The sequence below is a fragment of the Candidatus Villigracilis proximus genome, assembly GCF_016717045.1.
GTDB lineage: Bacteria > Chloroflexota > Anaerolineae > Anaerolineales > Villigracilaceae > Villigracilis > Villigracilis proximus.
The window spans coordinates 117,173-134,643 of record NZ_JADJUO010000004.1; the positions used below are offsets into that span (position 1 = coordinate 117,173).

Sequence of the window (17,471 nt, forward strand, 5' to 3'; positions counted from 1 at the left end):
GATCAATTCAGCAGGTAAAGACATAGGTCGCGCTGGAGTTGAGGGCTTTGATGTAGGTTTGTTGTATAGGGTTATGTGAGTGGATAAAAAAAGTTCCCAGTGATTTTATAAAATCACTGGGAACTTTTGCTTCTACTTATTTAAGACCTTATTGATTATGGCAGATTAAATGTCCTCACCAAAAAGATCGCCATCTGCGCGCGGGTGACTGGAGTCATCGGGGCAGTAGTTGCCGCGCCGCAGCCACTGGTGATGCCATCGGTGACCAATTGCTTGATGAACGGAGCTGCCCAATAATTGACTGCCACATCGTTGAAGCCGGTGCTGCCACCCACCGCGGGCGGAGCATAACTGGAGCCGTTTTTGGCTTTCAAAAGGAAGATTGCCATTTGCGCGCGGGTAACTGTGCTGTCGGGACAGTAGATTCCAGCGCCGCATCCGCTGGTGATGCCTTCGGCGGCCAGTTGCTTGATCCACGCGGCGGCCCAGTAATCCGCAGCGACATCGCTGAAGCCGGTGTTGCCATTCACGGCAGGCGGCGTATAACTCGAACCGTGAATCCCCTTTCAATAAGAAGATCGCCATCTGCGCGCGGGTGACAGTGCTATCGGGGCGGTATTGCAGGACTGAGCACACAACCGCCGGTGATGCTCGCTGTATATAAACGCTCAATGTAACTATTTGCCCAATAACTATATGGAACATCGGTAAAGATCGGTGTCTTGCTGATCGTATAGAACTCACCTGTTGTCAAGCCGACAGCGAGTGGATTAAGACTTAGGTCTGTGATGCCGTCGTTATCCAATACGTCCAGACGGAGGGTGCCGCTGCCAACGCCGGTGTTGACTGTAACAGTGTAGACACTGCCTGAGCCGCTGATTCCGCTAACGGCGGCGGAAGATACGCCGGTTGTTGTCAGAGTGAAATCGCCCGGGTCTACTCCGATCACAGATTCCGAGAAGGTGACGGTGAAATCCACACTGGATGCAGAGGTTGGGGTAGCCGAGGCGCGCGTGATGGAGGTGGCTGTGGGCGCAATGGTGTCCATCAGATAGACATACCCCGCGCCGGAACCCGCTGCGGAATTATCCGCCTGATTCCCGTTCATACCGGTGGCATTGCTGTCTTCCAAATGTGCTCCCACCACAAGGGTGTCTCCGGAGATGGCGACCAACCAGCCAAAATTATCACTTGACCCAGTATTGGAGGCTTTTAGGTATGCCTGCTGACTCCAGGTCGTCCCGCTGCGGGTGAAGACATAGGCCGCGCCTGATTCGGTTGCGGAATTATCTGCCTGATTTCCGTTCACGCCAGTGGCATTGCTGTCTTCGTAATAAGCGCTCACTATCAGGGTGTCCCCAGAGATGGCAACGGAGTTGCCAAGCAAATCCCCTGCCTCGGCATTGGAGGCTTTGAGGTATGCCTGCTGACTCCAGGTCGTCCCGTTGCGGGTGAAGACATAGGCCGCGCCGGAAGCGTTTGCGGAATTATCTGTTTCATTCCCATTCACGCCAGTGGCATTGCTGTCTTCAAACGTGATCCTACCACGAGGGTGTCTCCGGAGATGGCGACGGAGTAGCCAAACCAGTCATTAGGATCGGTATTGGAAGCTTTGAGGTAGGCCTGCTGGCTCCAGGTTGTTCCGTTGCGGGTGAAGACATAGGCCGCGCCGGAGTAGGATGCGGAATTATCCGCCTGATTGCCGTTCACGCCAGTGGCATTACTACTTTCATTCAAAGCTCCTACCACGAGGGTGTCTCCAGAGATAGCAACGGAGTTGCCAAAATCATCAATTGCCTCGGTATTGGAGGCTTTGAGGTATGCCTGCTGACTCCAGTTCGTTCCGTTGCGGGTGAAGACATAGGCCGCGCCAGAGTCGGTTGCGGAATTATCCAATTGATTTCCGTTTACGCCAATGACATTACTATCTTCCTTAAAAACTCCCACCACGAGGGTGTCTCCAGAAATGGCGGCTGAGTATCCAAACCAGTCATTGGGATCGGTATTGGAAGCTTTGAGGTATGCCTGCTGACTCCAAGTCGTTCCGTTGCGGGTGAAGACATAGGCCGCGCCTGATTCGGATGCGGAATTGTCTGCCTGATTTCCGTTTATGCCAGTAGCATTACTGTCTTCAAAAAACGCTCCCACCACGAGGGTATCTCCAGAGATGGCGACTGAAGCGCCAAACCAGTCATTAGGATTGGTGTTGGAGGCTTTGAGGTATGCCTGCTGGCTCCAGGTCGTTCCATTGCGGGTGAAGACATAGGCCGCGCCGGAGTCTGTTGCGGAATTATTCGCCTGATTTCCATTCACGCCAGTGGCATTACTGTCTTCAAAAATTGCCCCCACCACGAGGGTATCCCCAGAGAGGGCCATAGAGATGCCGAACGAATCATTCGCCTCTGTATTGGAGGCTTTGATGTAGGTTTGTTGAGTCGGGGGAAGCAAGGCTTCGATCTGTGACCAGTCGGCGGCGGTAAGCCCTGTGGGAAGATTGGCAGGGAGTGCTGCATGAGCAGGGCTGAAAGCCGCTGCACTGCCGAGCAGGGAAATCAACAAGGCAAAGAGTGTCAAAAGATTGAATATGGATTTGGGTTTTCATTATTATCTCTCCCTAAATATTTCGAATGGTATTCATTTATTATAAAGTATCTTTTTCGTTGTATAGGTGGATAATAAAAGACCCGGTGATTTCCATGAAAACCACCGGGTCTTATTACTTCTCACTTACTTTACGCTGTTTCCATATACTTCTTGATCTCGTAATCGGTAACACTCAAGCGGAACTCGTCCCACTCTTCCCACTTGGCGCGCATGTAGGCTTCAAACAGGGTTGTGCCGAGTGCAGATTTCAACACTTCGTTCTTTTCCAACTCGGTCAACGATTCAGCCAATGAGCCGGGAAGTTCGGTCACACCCAGCTTGGTGCGCTCTGCCTTGTCGAGGTGATAGAGATTGATGTTGTTCAACGGCTTGGGGGCTTTGAGGTTGCGGTCAATGCCATCGAGGGCGGCGGCCAACATCACTGTGAACGCCAAATATGGATTCGAAGAAGGATCAGGGAAACGCAATTCAGCGCGGACAGCCTTGTCGCGGCCTTCGGTGTAACGTGGAATGCGGATCAAAGCCGAACGGTTCTGCTGTGCCCAGCCAATATATACAGGGGCTTCATAACCGGGAACCAAACGTTTGTAAGAATTCACAGTCGGAGCAACCACACCCGCCAGTGCGCGGGCATGTTCCAATTGACCCGCGATGAATGAATAAGCCAAAGGTGAAAGGTGAGCGGAGTCTGTCTTATCGAAGAACAGATTGTTGCCGGTCTTGATATCGAAGAGGGATTGATGGCAGTGCATACCAGAGCCATTAATGCCATACACAGGCTTGGGCATGAAAGATGCGGTCAGTCCGTGCTGGGCTGCGATCGCCTTCACAGTGTATTTCAAAGTCAGCACATTATCGGCAGCTTTGAGTGCATCGGCAAAACGGAAGTCAATTTCGTGCTGGCCCAATGCAACTTCATGATGACCCACTTCCACATCGAGTCCCATCGCGTCGAGCGCTTCCATCAATGCGGTGCGTACAACCACAGCTTCATCGAAGGAAGAGAAATCAAAATAACCGCCGGTATCATGCGGCACAGGGTGAACGCCATTTCCATCAGAAGCCTTTGAAGAGGAAGAACTCAGGCTCAGGCCCGATGTTGAGCATCCAGCCGCGATCAGCGATCTTCTTAAGAATGCGCTTCAATGCACCGCGCGGGTCGCCCTCGAACGGTTCGCCATCGGGTGTGTAAATATCGCAGAACACGCGCGCGCGTTTTGAGTCGTCAGATGACCAGGGTAAAACAGCATAGGTATCCGGGTCGATCTTCAAACGCATATCACTTTCCTGAATACGCGCGAAACCTTCCACTGAGGAGCCATCGAACCATGCGCCGTCTTTTGCCACATCTTCGAGATGACGTATCGGCATATCAAGGCTTTTCACCGCGCCCATTACATCTGTGAATTGCAGCGAGATGAACTTGACCTTATCTTCCTTTACTTTTTTGACTAAATCTTTTCCGTCCATTTTTAATTTCTCCTTTTTATTTTTTGGAGTCCGGCAGCTCGCTGCTGGTTTTTCTCCAATTTTTCAGATGATTACTGACGACCCTCGGATATTTTCTGTTTACGATGCGCCTTCAACAACCTCCTTCGCTTCATACTTAACTTTTGGCCTGGTGCTGTTTATGAAAATTACCGACCCGATAATGATTGCAGTCGCGATCCACATACGCGGCTCCAGCGTTTCATTCCCAAACCAAACCCCAAGCAAGACAGCAACAACCGGGTTAACATAGGCATAAGTTGAGACCAGCGAGATGGGCGCATTCTGCAACAACCAACCATAGGAAACAAACCCGACCAGTGAACCTACAAAAATAAGATACGATAATCCATACAACGAGCGCGCTGAAACGGCGCTGATCTCCCATCCATTCAATTCGCCAGTGACAAACGAAATGATAAACAAACTAATACTTCCCGTCAACATTTGCGCGCCTGTATTCATCAATGATGATTTGGGCAGGTCTGCTGATTTACTATAAATGGAGCCGGTTGCCCAAAATAAACAGGCAGCGAGCAAAGCTGCCACACCGAGAGGATTCAGCTTTGTACCTCCCCCGGAAAATTCAGCAGGGCCGACAAGAATAAAGATGCCTACGAAGCCGATCAACAGGCCAACGATACCCTGCCAGTTTGGCTTCACGCCGTTTGGGCGGATCGCTTCTCCAATTACCAGAAACATGGGCACGGATGCAATGATCAACGCGGCGATTCCAGAGGGGATGAATTGTTCCGCCCAGGCTACCAGTCCGTTGCCGCCCAGCAATAAAAGCGAACCGATAATCGCGGTGGATATCCACTGTTTGCCTGTTGGCATGGATTGTCCCGCAGCGCGCTGCCAGATGATAAGAATCAAACCTGAGATGAGAAACCGAATTCCTCCGTGAAAAAATGGAGGGATGGTTTCAATCGCGATCTTGATTCCCAGATAGGTTGAACCCCAAACGATATAGAGTGCCAGTAAAGCCAGCCAGATTTTTGATCTCATTTTTTTCCTTGATAGATTCGCCCTAAGCGGAGCCAAAGGGTGAAGTTAATGATCTTGATTTTTTGTTCTATGCAGTTTGCATAAATTCATGCGCCAGCAATGCTTTTTTTCTTGCATTGCCATAACGATAATTTCCAAATTCGCCGCTTTTGCGTATCACACGATGACATGGAACCAAAACAGCAATCGGGTTATGTCCCACGGCGGTGCCAACTGCGCGAACCGCGCTTCGGCTGCCGATCTGCGCTGCGATATGCTCATAGGTGGTCAATGAGCCGACTGGAATATTTAACAATGCCTCCCAAACTTTAATTTGAAAATTTGTGCCACGCAGATGAAGCTTGAGGGGCTGATCCGCTTGATCGAAAGCCGAATCAGGTTTCGGATTATGAAAGATGCGGGCGATCAATGGGGCGGTGGTGTGGTAATCCTCGACCATCTTTGCCTGCTTCCAATCCGCGGCCAGGCTGTCAATTGCGCCGCCTTCGCTGTCGCTGGTTTGGATAAATCCCAGGTGACAGATGCCGCGTTCGGTGGCGGCGATCAGGCATTTTCCAAATGGAGTGGGATGTAGGCCGTAATGAATGGTGAGTCCTGCGCCGCGTGATTTGTATTCACCGGGTGTCACTGCTTCTGTGTTGACGAAAAGATCATGCAAGCGCCCCAAACTGGAAAGACCAACTTGATGCGTGGTGTCGAGCAGGTTTTCAGAGCGGGCAAGTAATTCCTTGGCGTGTTCTTTTGTAAGGAATTGCATGAAGCGTTTCGGGCTGATGCCTGCCCAGAGGGTAAATAAACGCTGAAAATGATATTCGCTTAATCCAACGGCAGATGCGATCTCATCGAGTTCGGGCTGGCGCTGCACATTGGCTTCAATGTATTGAATGGCCTGTTCGATCAATTGATAATGTTGTGAAAGTTCGAGGCTGGGGTTATTTTCCATGGTTGATCTCCTTTTTGATGATGGAGATTGTATTTGACAGCCGTCTTGCGGGCGACCCGTTTCTTGCGCAATTGTTCTGGAGATGATACAAAAAAACAGATATGCACGGGCATACCTGTTTCAATACACGCGGGTATTAAAAAGAAACGCCCTTCCAAAAGCAACAGGCGGATCATGCCTGTATCACTGCGTTCATTTTATCCCATGCATCACTGTATGGCTTTCAATGATGAGCATTTTTAATTTCCATGCTCAAAACGCTTGCTTTGGAAGGGAGAAGGAAGTTTGTGATTAACTTCAGAGGCATCCGCTGATCTATCCGATTTTCTCGCTTTCGCGATTAGCGTCCCGTTCGCACGGGAGAACCTCCACCTCGTGATCTTGCTGATATTTGCGTATCAGAACTTGCAAGACCCAGCCGCTTGTATCTCCGTATTTTATTTTGGGTACAACGAAAGGTATTGTATATGTACCCTGTGAACTCGTCAAGGAAGGTTTTAAGTTGTGTATAAGTATCAACAAAAAAACCCCGCTTATGCCGTGTACCACCAGGTTTTGAACCTGCAAAAGCAGGTGGGTCCCTACCGAGAAACGCCGCCTTGGCTCAGGCCTATCGCGTTATTTCTGTTAAGTTAAGGACCCTTTTAATATGTATTGGCTCAAAACGTGAAGGCGATATCACGAACACAGAAGGGCTGTGATTCTTATACCATACTCAGCGGTGCAAGGGTAGATAAAAATTAATTCTCCCGTATGACAGGGTTTACAAAACTGATTGCTTTTATAAATCATTTGTGCTACGCTTAATTTCTCATAACCAAACTTTATTTCAACGGAGGATTACATGGCGACAGTTCCAGGTATTGATGTTTCCTATTGGGATGCAGGCATAGACTGGCCCAAGGTGCGCGCAACAGGGCAGCGTTTTATGGTGGCCAAAGCCACCGAAGGCATCACCTATAAAGACCCCACATTTGACGATAACTGGTTTGGCGCGAAATCAGCCGGACTCCTGCGCGGTGCGTATCATTTTTTCCGCTGTAATGTGGATGCCAGAAAACAAGCCGATTATTTTATTGATTATGTAAAAACAGTGAAAGACAATGGCGAACTTCCGCCTGTGCTTGATCTTGAAACGCATGACGGAATGAGGAAGGAGAAGATCGTGCCTGCGGTTAAGATCTGGCTTGACCGGGTTGAATCTGCGTTTGGAAAAAAGCCGATCATTTATTCGGGTCAATACTTTTTACAGGATTATCTTGTCGTAGCTGGCGGCGGACCTCCCGCCTGGGCCAAGGATTATCCGCTCTGGCTGGCGCAATATCCCAATCAATATCAGGATGGCATGAAACCCTATCTGCCGCGCGGCTGGTTCAATTGGATCATCTGGCAATACAGCGATAAGGGCAAGGTCAACGGCATCAATGCCTCTGCGGATATGAATATTTTCAACGGCACACTGGAAGAATTATATAAATTTGCAGGCGCAAGCATTCCCGATCAAAAGCCGAAGATCCACACCATTACAAAAGGTGACAGCTTCGAATCCATTGCGAATGCCTACGGTGTTACAGTGCGTGAATTGGTGATGGCTAATCCCCAATTACTCGTCACCGGCGACAAATTGACCGTGCCTGTTGCAGTTGCCATCCCTCAGGAAAGCGCATCAACCTCCACGCCGGTAGCTGGGCCGGGCGATTCTGACACATCCTCCACCCCCAAGCGGACTTATACCGTGAAAGCAGGCGATACACTTTCAGTCATCGCCGTGAAACACAGTGTTACTGTTGCCGCGATCGCTTCTGCGAATGATATTAAGAATATCAATAGTATCAAGGTGGGGCAGGTGTTGGTAATTCCGTAGTGCGAACGTAAAACGTAAAACGTAAAAAATACTCTGTGCCAGAAGCGCAGAGTATTTTTATATGTCTACATATTCTAGCCACCTGACTCTTTGTTTTTTTGGACGTTTGCGAAGCGATCTGCGTCTTGTTTTAAAACTGTCGGGTAGCTAGGTCGATTATAGGTATGGTTTTATAGGATATGGGTGGATGTCTATTCTCTATCAATCCCGAAGGGATGAAATGATTGTAGCAAAAAAGCATATTGAAAACCAAACCCCGAAGGGGTGTCATGGATTTTTTCGATCTCTGACACCCCTTCGGGGTTGAATGCCGCGTTATCTATTTCCTATAATCATTTGACCCTTTCAGGGTCATAAGATTGGGTTATGAAATATGGTGACTTTACATGGTCGATCACCAGCCGCCCGACACTTTGTTTTTGGGACGTTCGTGAAGCGGTCTGTGTCCTATTTTAAAACTGTCGGGTGGCTGGTACATATTTACCTGTCTACTTATTTACCTGATTTATGGATACACTCTCTTGATCGTGCGTGGGAAGGCAATCGCCTCGCGGATGTGCTCAATGCCGCAGATCCAGGAGGTGACACGTTCCGTGCCCATGCCGAAGCCTGAGTGGGGGACTGAACCATACTTACGAAGTTCCAGATACCATTTGAAGGCATCCTCGGGCAGTTTCTCTTTGCGGATGCGCGCCAGCAATGCATCGTGGTCGCTCATGCGTTCAGAGCCGCCGCAGATCTCGCCGTAGCCTTCGGGCGCGAGCAGATCGACTGACTTGCAGACTTCAGGGCGTCCCGGCCACGGTTCCATGTAAAAGGCTTTGACCGCGCTCGGATAGCCGTAGACAAAGACCGGTGTTTCAAATTGGTTGGTGATGGCGGTTTCGTGCGGAGCGCCAAAGTCCATGCCCCATTCGAAATCGAGCAGGGCTTTCTTTTCGGGGTCGGTTTCTTTCTCGCGTAATTCCACAATCATCTTGGCCGCGTCGTCGTAGGAGATACGTGGGAAGGGACCGACGATCTTCTCCAACTTGGAGATGTCACGCCCGAGGGATTTCAACTCAGGCATCCGGTCACGCATGACGCGCTGCACGATATGAGTCAACATCTGCTCTTCGATTTCCATCAGCCCATCGAGGTCACAAAAAGCGATCTCAGGTTCAAGCATCCAGAATTCAGTTAAGTGGCGGCGCGTTTTTGATTTCTCAGCGCGGAAGGTGGGACCGAAACAGTAGACTTTTCCAAACGCGAAAATATTGGCTTCGTTATAAAGCTGACCGGTTTGCGCGAGGTAGGCTTTGCCTTCGTCGAAGTATTCGGTTTCAAAGAGGGTGGTGGTGCCTTCGGCAGCGGCGGGCGTGAGGATGGGCGTGCTCATTTCGGTGAAGCCGTTGGTATCGAGCCATTCGCGGGTGGCCGCCATGACCGTGGCGCGGATGCGCAGAACCGCCCACTGACTCTGCATACGAATCCACAGGTGACGGTTATCGAGCGCGAAGTCTACGCCGTGGTCTTTGAGCGACATCGGGTAATCGAGGTCAGCGGACTGAACCACCTGTAATTCCTTGATGCCCAGTTCGTATCCGCCGGGATGCCGGGCGCGCGTTTGTCTTCACGTACCACGCCTGTAATAATGACCGAGGATTCCTGCGGCAGATGGGAGATCTGCTCAAAGAGCTCGGGAGTCAGGTCACCTTTGAAGGCGACACACTGGATAAAGGCTGTCCCATCGCGCACGAGCAAAAACGATAACTTGCCCTTGTCGGTGCGGTTGTAGACCCAGCCCTTGATGGTCACTTCTTTTTCGACGTAATTTGAAATTTTTGAAACGCTGATGTATTCAGCCATGTGATGATTCCTTTTGTTAGTTGATTTGGTCAATTACGGTGTAGCCAGTTTCCGGGCAAAGTAGGATATTTTTGCGGCGGTTGGCCCTTTCTGACCTAGGTACGGTATGTGTTCTAGCTCTCTCCAGGTTTATCAATATTGTTTCGCTTTTTCGACGGGTTTTCCACGGAAACCAAGCCTTCTAGTCCGTTTCATGGGATTGGAAGGCTGGCGCGGAGCCAAGTGGGAAAACGTGATCAGGTGCCCGCCACCAAATGTCCGTTTGACTGTTCAATAATCCAAAATATATTTTCGTTAGTTCTGGCTAAATCGCCCTCCCTACACCCCAATCAGGAGAGGGTAATTTTGGGCACTCATAATTTGAGGTAAATATCATACTTTGAGTCTCTTCTCGGTTCTCAAGGTATGTTTTTTTAGTAAGTTGCTAAGTCAGGGAAGATTCTCAATTACCTCTGGTCGAGAGATTTTTCCTTCGCTAAGCGCAGGAAAAAGTAATTTTACCTACCAGTGCAAATCTGCTCGATAGAATTCAGCAGTTTTTCTGAAATTTTTTTTTCTTGTTCCCTCTTTCGCGGGCCCTCCTCGCCAAGCCCAGGCTGAAGCCTGGTTGTGCCGCGAAAATCTGTACACCTGAGTAAAATCCGCCTGTTTTGCCAAACAAAATTAGTGTTCAAAACGGGCCCCCCACCTACCTCCCGGTTGGTTCTACTCCCCGCGCCCTCCCATCGTTTATCCAATATAAGGGGGTTTCCATAATGGCATCAAACCGCCTTGTCCATCGTCACTTTGAATAAGATTTCAAAGCGTTCGCGTTTCTTTCTTCTCCCCCCCCCCCCCCCCGCGGGCGGCGTCCCCCCCCGCCCCGCTCCTCCGCTTCAGTATCTAGATTGTCGTTTGAGTTGGCATTAAACCAGCTTCTTCCAATTAGAAATGATTGCGGTCGCGTTTTCTTTGGGCGAAATAATCTGTTGATCAACTGCGGCCGGCGGGGCGGCCGCGGGGTTTTACATACACGCCGCCCGCCGCACTTCGGGTTCCACGCTTCTCTTTGTCCAACGTTCGTAAACGCGCACCGCAGTTATACGGCGGTTTTCAGCTGTAAGTCGAAAACTCCATTTTCAATTAGGACGCGGCGCCAATACTGCCTTGTAAAATTATTCAATTCATCAAAATATGTTCAGCTTTGAAGCCTTCTATCAAAGCCGGTTCTGGGCTTAAAAATAAGCGTCACTTAATGGCGGTGTTTCTTTCTGTCTGGTGATCTTTTTTCTTTTGGAGGTCGCGCCGTCGGTCTTCGTCCTGGCGGGGTGGCTCTCTTTGAGCAGTCGCGCTGTCATTCAAAACATTGCTTCGTCGTTTATTCCTTCTCAACTTGTTTGTATCAGCACGAAATTTTTACGCTTGGGCTTCGCTGCGAATAATGTGCATCCAAAACTCTTGAAAATCTGTGGTATGGCAAAGTCTATTTTCGGGGTTTGCGCGCGAGTCTAGCGTAAGCAGGTCTTTTGGTACTTCTTCCTGACCAAACAGCGGGCTGCAGTGATGTGAAATCTTCAAGTTTTGTTAGGGTGGAAATGATAAAAGAAATTGTTTCTTCGTTTTTGGTGGGCCTCATGGGTTTTTCGCGTTGTTAATTTTGCGGTTTCTTTTTTCTCTTCGCCTTGACCAACAACTCCTTCGCCACATTCGGGTCGCCTTGCCTTTGGTGGCGCGGGCGACTTGTCCCATCAACCATTGGACGATGGTCTCTTTGCCGGCGAGGAATTGTTCCACTTCTTTGGGGTTATCGCTCAGGATTTTTTCGATGGCTTCCTGAATAAAGCCCGTATCTGAAACCTGTGCGAGATTTTTCTTTGACGATCTGCGCGGGGTCGCCGCCGTTCTTTAACATTTCGTTGAGCACGACCTTGCCGGAATTTCCGCTGATGGTTTTATCTGTGACCATGTCAATCAGCTGTGCAAATTGTTCGGCGGATAAATTGATATCTTCTAAAGCAAACCCCGAGTCATTCATGTAACGCATGAACTCGCCTGCCATCCATGAGTGAATTGTCTTTGCGGGACTCTTTGATTTTGCGACAATGCTCTCGAAGTAGTTGGCGAGAGTCTGCTCGGAGGTAAGCAGCTGCGCTTCGGACGGAGTCAGTTTGAAGTCTGAAATGAAGCGGCGTTTTTTATCGTCAGGCAATTCGGGCAGTTGATTTCGCACCGAGTCGATCCATGCGCGGTCAAGTTGAAGGGGGGGCAGGTCGGGGTCGGGGAAGTAGCGATAGTCGTGCGCATCTTCCTTGCCGCGCTGTGAAACGGTCACGCCGCGCGCTTCGTCCCAGCCCAGAGTTTCCTGCACCACTTCGCCGCCCGCTTCATAGACTTTAATTTGACGTTCGATCTCATACGCGGATGCGCGAGTCAGCGCGCGGAAACTGTTGAGATTTTTGATCTCGGTTCTTGTTCTTAACTCAGAGCTGCCACTCGGTCTGACGGAGATATTAGCCTCGAAGCGCAGGATACCCTTTTCCATATCGCCAGCGTTGACGCCGAGATAGCGCAGGATGGCGCGAATCTTTGTCGCGTACGAAAGCGCCGCTTCCACGGTACGCATGTCTGGCTCGGAGACGATTTCTAATAATGGCACGCCTGCGCGGTTGAAATCTACGAGTGCGTAATTTTTTTCGTGTGCTAACTTGGCGGTGTCCTCTTCAATATGTACACGGCGGACAACAACACGCATCGGAGTATCCGTGTCATCTAAAATATCAAGATGACCTTTGGATGCGATGGGTAAATCATATTGTGAAATTTGATAACCCTTGGGCAGGTCGGGGTAAAAATAATTTTTGCGCGCAAAGGTATTAAATTCATTGATCGAACAATTTAAAGCCAGACCCACCAGCGTGGCTTGTTCAATTGCTTTTTTGTTGAGGACAGGCATGGCGCCGGGCAGTCCTGTGCAAACAGGACAAATAAATGTGTTTGGTTCTGGCGCGTTGGAATAATCCGCTGAGCAGGAGCAGAACATTTTTGAGTTAGTCTGCAACTCAGCGTGGATTTCAAGTCCGATTACTGGTTCGTATTTTTGTGTCATAGTTTGGTAGTCTCGTGGTTGATTTTATTAGAATGCCTGCACTATAATATTTCAAACTTATCCAAAGGAGCAAACTCTAATATGAATGCTGATGCCTTTCGTCATTTTTACAACTATCACTTCGCCGAAAACCGCAAGACATGGGAACATGTTGCTTCACTGTCCTTCGAACAGTTCCTGCAAGCCGTGGGTTATTCCCACGGGTCCGTTCGGGATCAGATCGTTCACCTTCTCGACGCGGAAGATATGTGGTTCAGTGAACTGCGTGGTACCAACGCTTTAGAACCGCTTCCTTCCACCACCGAAGTTGATGACCGAGATGTCATTCGCGCACACTGGGACAAGTTGGAGCAAAATATTCGCGCGTACCTTGCCGAGTTAAAGGATGATATGTTGTTTACCAAGCCGATCAAGGAGCCGGAAGAAGATCAAGTCCTCTTTGCCTGGCAGGTACTTCTCCACGTGGCGAATCACGCCACCGATCATCGCGCTCAACTTCTCAGGGTCTTATATGATCTGGGCGTCGATACGAAATCTCAAGATTATATTTTCTATGTATATGAAAACCCGTAAATATCTTCTCATGTGTAAGACTAAGTTGTGAGGCGGCTTACACAATCATAAGTTTGGAAGTTGCTTGTGCCAATCTGTCACTTGTTGATAGGCGTGACCGACTTGAAATAATGTTTGTTCATCCAAGTGCTTGCCAATCAATTGCATTCCGACGGGCATGTTATTTGAGAAACCGGCGGGGAGTGCTAGGGCAGGGACGCCGGCTGGATTTGTGGCGACAACATAAATATCAGAGAGATACATTTCGAGTGGATCGTTTGTTTTTTCGCCAAGTTTGAAGGCGGTGGTGGGGCAGGTGGGGGCGAGGAGAATGTCAACGGAGGCGAGAGCAGTTTCAAAGTCACGACGAAGAAGCGTGCGTACTTTTTGGGCTTTGAGATAGTACGCGTCATAATATCCTGCGGATAGCGCATACGCCCCAAGCATGATCCTGCGCTTGACTTCATCGCCAAAACCCTCGTGACGAGTCTGCAAGTAGATGTCGATCACATCTTTTGCGTTTTCTGAAACAGAGAGGCCGAAGCGTGTGCCGTCGATGCGCGCAAGATTTGAACTGGCTTCGGCGAAAAGCAAAAAGATAATAAACAGGCAGCGCGTATTGGGTGTTGGGCAATGAGACTTCTTGAATCTTCATGCCAAGTTTTTCATAAGTGCGGATGGCTTCCTGAATCGAGCTTTCCACGCCGGCTTCCATGCCTGATACAAAATATTCTTTTGGGATGCCAATGGTCATGCCTTTGACAGATTTTTCGATGCTTTGATGATATTGCGGAACAGGCGCGTTGAAGGTCGTGCTGTCGCGTTCGTCGTGACCGGCGATGGCTTCAAGCACGGTGGCGCAATCATAAACGTCGCGAGTCATCGGGCCGATGCAATCGAATGAAGAAACAAGCGAGATGAGTCCATAACGGGAAACGCGGCCATAGGTGGGCTTGATGCCGGTGACGTTACAAAAGCCGGCAGGCATGCGCACTGATCCGCCTGTGTCTTCGCCGATGGAAAAGTTGCACAGCCCCGCAGACATCGATGCCGCTGCCCCGCCGCTTGATCCGCCGGGGACGCGTTCGAGATCCCACGGGTTGTGCGTTTTGAAGAGCGCGGAATTTTCGCAGGAGGAGCCCATGCCGAATTCGTCCATGTTGGTTTTGCCGATCAACACTGCGCCTGAATCCGCGAGTTTGTTGGTGACGGTGGCATCGTATTGCGGTACGTAATCTTCGAGAATTTTCGATGAGCATGTAGTGCGGACTCCACGTGTGGAGATGCAGTCTTTCATCGCGAAGGGAATGCCTGTCAGCGGGGTGACGTTTTCGCCTTTGGCGATGCGTTCATCGGCTTGTTTGGCTTGTTCGAGCGCAAGGTCATCGGTGATGGTGACATAGGATTGAATCTTTGAATCCACTTCATGGGCGCGTTGAAGCGTGGACTGAGTCAATTCGACGCTGGAGATTTTTTTTGTAGCGAGCATTTCAGATGCTTCGCGAATGGTGAAGTTTGTTAGTTGCATAAAAACCTTTAACCACGAAGGGTCACAAAGGTTCACGAAGGAAAAGCTTTTAAACCTTTGTGAACCTTTGTCTCCTTTGTGGTGAAAATTTATTCGTCACCTAAAACAGTCGGCACTTTGACATATCCGCGTTCGGAATTTGGAGCGTTCTTCAGAAATTCTTCGCGGCTCATGGAGGGCTTGGCTACATCTTCGCGCAGGACATTCGTATTGTTGGTGATGTCTGATGCAGGCGGGACATTTTCCGTGTCCACTTCGTTGAGCATGTTGAAGTAATCAATGATCGAAGAGAACTGCGGACTGAACTTCTGCGCTTCCTCTTCCGAGATTCCAAGCCGCACGAGGTTTGCAACGTGCTTGACCATTTCGGTATCTATTTTGTTTGTCATAAAACCTCTTTTGTTTGAGGTGCACTAAGGTGCTGATGCGCATGATGATCTGAGGGATCTAAAACCTCTAAAACCCAGACATCACAAACTTCACAAACTTCGGAAACCTCAAACAAACTACTCAAACTTAATATGCAACTCTTTCAACTGCTTCGGCTCCACTTCGGAGGGCGCATCCGCCATTACATCGCGGCCGGCTTGATTCTTGGGGAATGCAATCACTTCGCGGATGTTTGGTTCGTCCGCGAGGAGCATCACGAGACGGTCAATGCCGGGGGCCATTCCGCCGTGTGGGGGAGCGCCGTATTCAAAGGCTTCGAGCATGTGACCAAACTTGGCTTGAATATCTTCGTCGCTCAACCCGAGCATTTGGAACATCTTCATTTGAATGTCACGGCGATGAATGCGGATCGAGCCGGAGGCGGTCTCATAACCGTTGCAGACCATGTCATACGCGTCAGATGCGACTGCGCCAGGGTCGGTGTCAAATTTATCGAGGTCTTCCATCTTGGGCATGGTGAACGGATGATGTTCTGATTCCCAGGCTTTTGTTTCTTCGTTGTATGCAAAGAACGGAAAGTCCACGACCCAGGCGAAGGCCATCATGTTTTTGTCAGCAAGATCTAATTTATCGCGGAACCATAAGCGAAGTCCGCCGAGTACTTTGTTAACCACTTTGCGCTCGTCGGTTGCGAAGACGATCAGATCGCCGACACCCGCGCCAGTCTTGGCTTTGAGCGCTTCCACTTCTTCAGGGTTGACGAATTTAGACGCGCTTCCTTTCACACCTTCGGCTGTGATCGCCAACGTGGGCATTCCCTTTGCTCCGAAAGTTTTCGCCACTTCTGTCAGCGCATCCACTTCCTTGCGGGACATGTCTGCTGATTTAGGGGCGACAATGCATTTGATCACGCCGCCAGCTTCCAGTGTAGATTGAAAGACGCGGAATTCACTCTTCGCGAAAACGTCATTCAGTTCGATCAATTCCATTCCGAAGCGCAGGTCGGGTTTATCCGATCCATATTTTTCCAGCACTTCACGATACGAGAATTTCGGCCACGGAGAAGAAAGTAATTTCTTGTGCGGTGTAACGGCTGGAAGCATTTTTGTGAACAAGCCTTCCACCAACGCGAGCACATCATCACGATGCACAAATGACATTTCGAGATCGAGTTGAGTAAACTCAGGTTGACGGTCACCGCGCAGATCTTCATCGCGGAAACAGCGTGCGATCTGGAAATACTTGTCCATGCCAGCCACCATCAGCAATTGCTTTAATTGTTGAGGCGACTGGGGCAATGCATAAAACTGACCAGGGTACACACGGGAAGGCACAAGATAATCGCGCGCGCCTTCAGGCGTGGCCTTGAACATGATCGGTGTTTCCACTTCGATGAATCCCTGCTCATCAAGATAATCACGCATAAACTTGATCACCTTATGGCGCAAAACCATGTTGCGAGTCATACGTTCGCGGCGCAGATCGAGATAGCGATATTTGAGGCGTGTATTTTCGTCCGCCAGATCGGTATCCGTGCTGACGAGGAAAGGCAGAGTCTTTGCAGGGTTGAGGATCTTCACTTCACGTGCAATGATCTCGATCTCGCCCGTTTCCATTTTTGGATTCTTCATCCCATCGGGGCGCAATTGCACAACGCCTTCGATCTGTAAAACCCACTCCATGCGGACATTGGTAACGAGGTCAAGTGATTCTTTTGGAAGGTCTGGGTTAATGGTGACCTGCACCAATCCCGTGCGATCACGCAGATCGAAAAATGCCACCCCGCCATGGTCGCGGCGTCGGTGTACCCAGCCGGAAAGGGTGATGGTCTGCCCTGCATGGCTGGCCCGTAATTCTCCACAAGTATGAGTTCTATACATAATGCGCCTCCGAAATTTTAAAACACAAAGTACACCAAGGACTCAAAGGTTTTAAGCAAAGCACAACGAGAATATCTTTTGAGAATTTCTTCGTGTACTTTGTGCCCTTTGTGTTTAGATAAAATAAATCGCCCTTCGCGTTTGCGTCGGGCGATTGGTTTTGACTTGAGTTATCTGTCAACCAGCAAAGCTTCGCCCAACGATACAGGGATCGTCATTATCGTTATTATTATTGCTATTGGCAAATTGGATGCGGTTGTACATCGTGGCGCGGATTATAG

The 17,471-nt window shown here is 49.6% G+C and carries 9 protein-coding genes, 1 other RNA gene and 4 pseudogenes; 2 read left to right on the forward strand and 12 right to left on the reverse strand.

Going from position 1 to position 17,471, the window contains the following annotated elements:
* Nucleotides 1–155: 155 nt before the first annotated feature.
* The 7 genes and pseudogenes from IPL71_RS04860 to ssrS all read right to left on the reverse strand — a co-directional run bounded on the left by IPL71_RS04860 (nt 156) and on the right by ssrS (nt 6,742).
* On the reverse strand, nt 156–530 hold the full coding sequence (locus IPL71_RS04860; RefSeq protein WP_345319404.1) for an S-layer homology domain-containing protein: 375 nt from the start codon (nt 528–530) through the stop codon (nt 156–158).
* Between the two features lie 74 nt (nt 531–604).
* On the reverse strand, nt 605–1,510 hold the full coding sequence (locus tag IPL71_RS04865) for an FG-GAP repeat protein (RefSeq protein ID WP_345319406.1): 906 nt from the start codon (nt 1,508–1,510) through the stop codon (nt 605–607).
* Nucleotides 1,507–2,574: an FG-GAP repeat protein gene (locus IPL71_RS04870; RefSeq protein WP_345319408.1), complete on the reverse strand. Its 1,068-nt coding sequence runs from the start codon at nt 2,572–2,574 to the stop codon at nt 1,507–1,509. The genes IPL71_RS04865 and IPL71_RS04870 overlap by 4 nt, the downstream gene beginning before the upstream one ends.
* A gap of 158 nt (nt 2,575–2,732) precedes the next feature.
* A pseudogene (locus tag IPL71_RS04875) lies at nt 2,733–4,074 on the reverse strand (glutamine synthetase family protein).
* Nucleotides 4,075–4,173: 99 nt separating this feature from the next.
* Complete coding sequence (locus IPL71_RS04880) at nt 4,174–5,100, reverse strand: EamA family transporter (RefSeq protein ID WP_345319410.1); 927 nt, start codon at nt 5,098–5,100, stop codon at nt 4,174–4,176.
* Between the two features lie 67 nt (nt 5,101–5,167).
* Nucleotides 5,168–6,043: a methylated-DNA--[protein]-cysteine S-methyltransferase gene (locus IPL71_RS04885; RefSeq protein WP_345319412.1), complete on the reverse strand. Its 876-nt coding sequence runs from the start codon at nt 6,041–6,043 to the stop codon at nt 5,168–5,170.
* A gap of 522 nt (nt 6,044–6,565) precedes the next feature.
* Nucleotides 6,566–6,742: non-coding RNA, 6S RNA (gene ssrS, locus IPL71_RS04890), on the reverse strand.
* A gap of 145 nt (nt 6,743–6,887) precedes the next feature.
* Between ssrS and IPL71_RS04895 the strand changes: the two genes are divergently transcribed.
* Nucleotides 6,888–7,907 (forward strand): GH25 family lysozyme, encoded by a 1,020-nt coding sequence (locus IPL71_RS04895; RefSeq protein ID WP_345319414.1) that lies wholly within the window; start codon nt 6,888–6,890, stop codon nt 7,905–7,907.
* Nucleotides 7,908–8,412: 505 nt separating this feature from the next.
* Here IPL71_RS04895 and asnS read toward each other — a convergent pair.
* A pseudogene (asnS, locus tag IPL71_RS04900) lies at nt 8,413–9,755 on the reverse strand (asparagine--tRNA ligase).
* 1,611 nt (nt 9,756–11,366) lie between these two features.
* Nucleotides 11,367–12,840, reverse strand: a pseudogene (gene gatB / locus IPL71_RS04910) (Asp-tRNA(Asn)/Glu-tRNA(Gln) amidotransferase subunit GatB).
* Nucleotides 12,841–12,921: 81 nt separating this feature from the next.
* Here gatB and IPL71_RS04915 point away from each other — a divergent pair.
* Nucleotides 12,922–13,413 (forward strand): DinB family protein, encoded by a 492-nt coding sequence (locus IPL71_RS04915; protein WP_345319418.1) that lies wholly within the window; start codon nt 12,922–12,924, stop codon nt 13,411–13,413.
* A gap of 45 nt (nt 13,414–13,458) precedes the next feature.
* Here IPL71_RS04915 and gatA read toward each other — a convergent pair.
* The 3 genes and pseudogenes from gatA to aspS all read right to left on the reverse strand — a co-directional run bounded on the left by gatA (nt 13,459) and on the right by aspS (nt 17,190).
* Nucleotides 13,459–14,920, reverse strand: a pseudogene (gatA, locus tag IPL71_RS04920) (Asp-tRNA(Asn)/Glu-tRNA(Gln) amidotransferase subunit GatA).
* Between the two features lie 89 nt (nt 14,921–15,009).
* Complete coding sequence (gene gatC, locus IPL71_RS04925; RefSeq protein WP_345319420.1) at nt 15,010–15,309, reverse strand: Asp-tRNA(Asn)/Glu-tRNA(Gln) amidotransferase subunit GatC; 300 nt, start codon at nt 15,307–15,309, stop codon at nt 15,010–15,012.
* A gap of 117 nt (nt 15,310–15,426) precedes the next feature.
* Complete coding sequence (gene aspS / locus IPL71_RS04930) at nt 15,427–17,190, reverse strand: aspartate--tRNA ligase (protein ID WP_345319421.1); 1,764 nt, start codon at nt 17,188–17,190, stop codon at nt 15,427–15,429.
* Nucleotides 17,191–17,471: the final 281 nt, after the last annotated feature.

What these genes read in the sequence shown, in the direction of transcription:
- IPL71_RS04885 (WP_345319412.1), bottom strand. Translation starts at nt 6,043, where the DNA reads ATGGAAAATAACCCCAGCCTCGAACTTTCACAACATTATCAATTGATC.
- IPL71_RS04880 (WP_345319410.1), bottom strand. Translation starts at nt 5,100, where the DNA reads ATGAGATCAAAAATCTGGCTGGCTTTACTGGCACTCTATATCGTTTGG.
- IPL71_RS04915 (WP_345319418.1), top strand. Translation starts at nt 12,922, where the DNA reads ATGAATGCTGATGCCTTTCGTCATTTTTACAACTATCACTTCGCCGAA.
- gatC (WP_345319420.1), bottom strand. Translation starts at nt 15,309, where the DNA reads ATGACAAACAAAATAGATACCGAAATGGTCAAGCACGTTGCAAACCTC.
- IPL71_RS04895 (WP_345319414.1), top strand. Translation starts at nt 6,888, where the DNA reads ATGGCGACAGTTCCAGGTATTGATGTTTCCTATTGGGATGCAGGCATA.
- aspS (WP_345319421.1), bottom strand. Translation starts at nt 17,190, where the DNA reads ATGTATAGAACTCATACTTGTGGAGAATTACGGGCCAGCCATGCAGGG.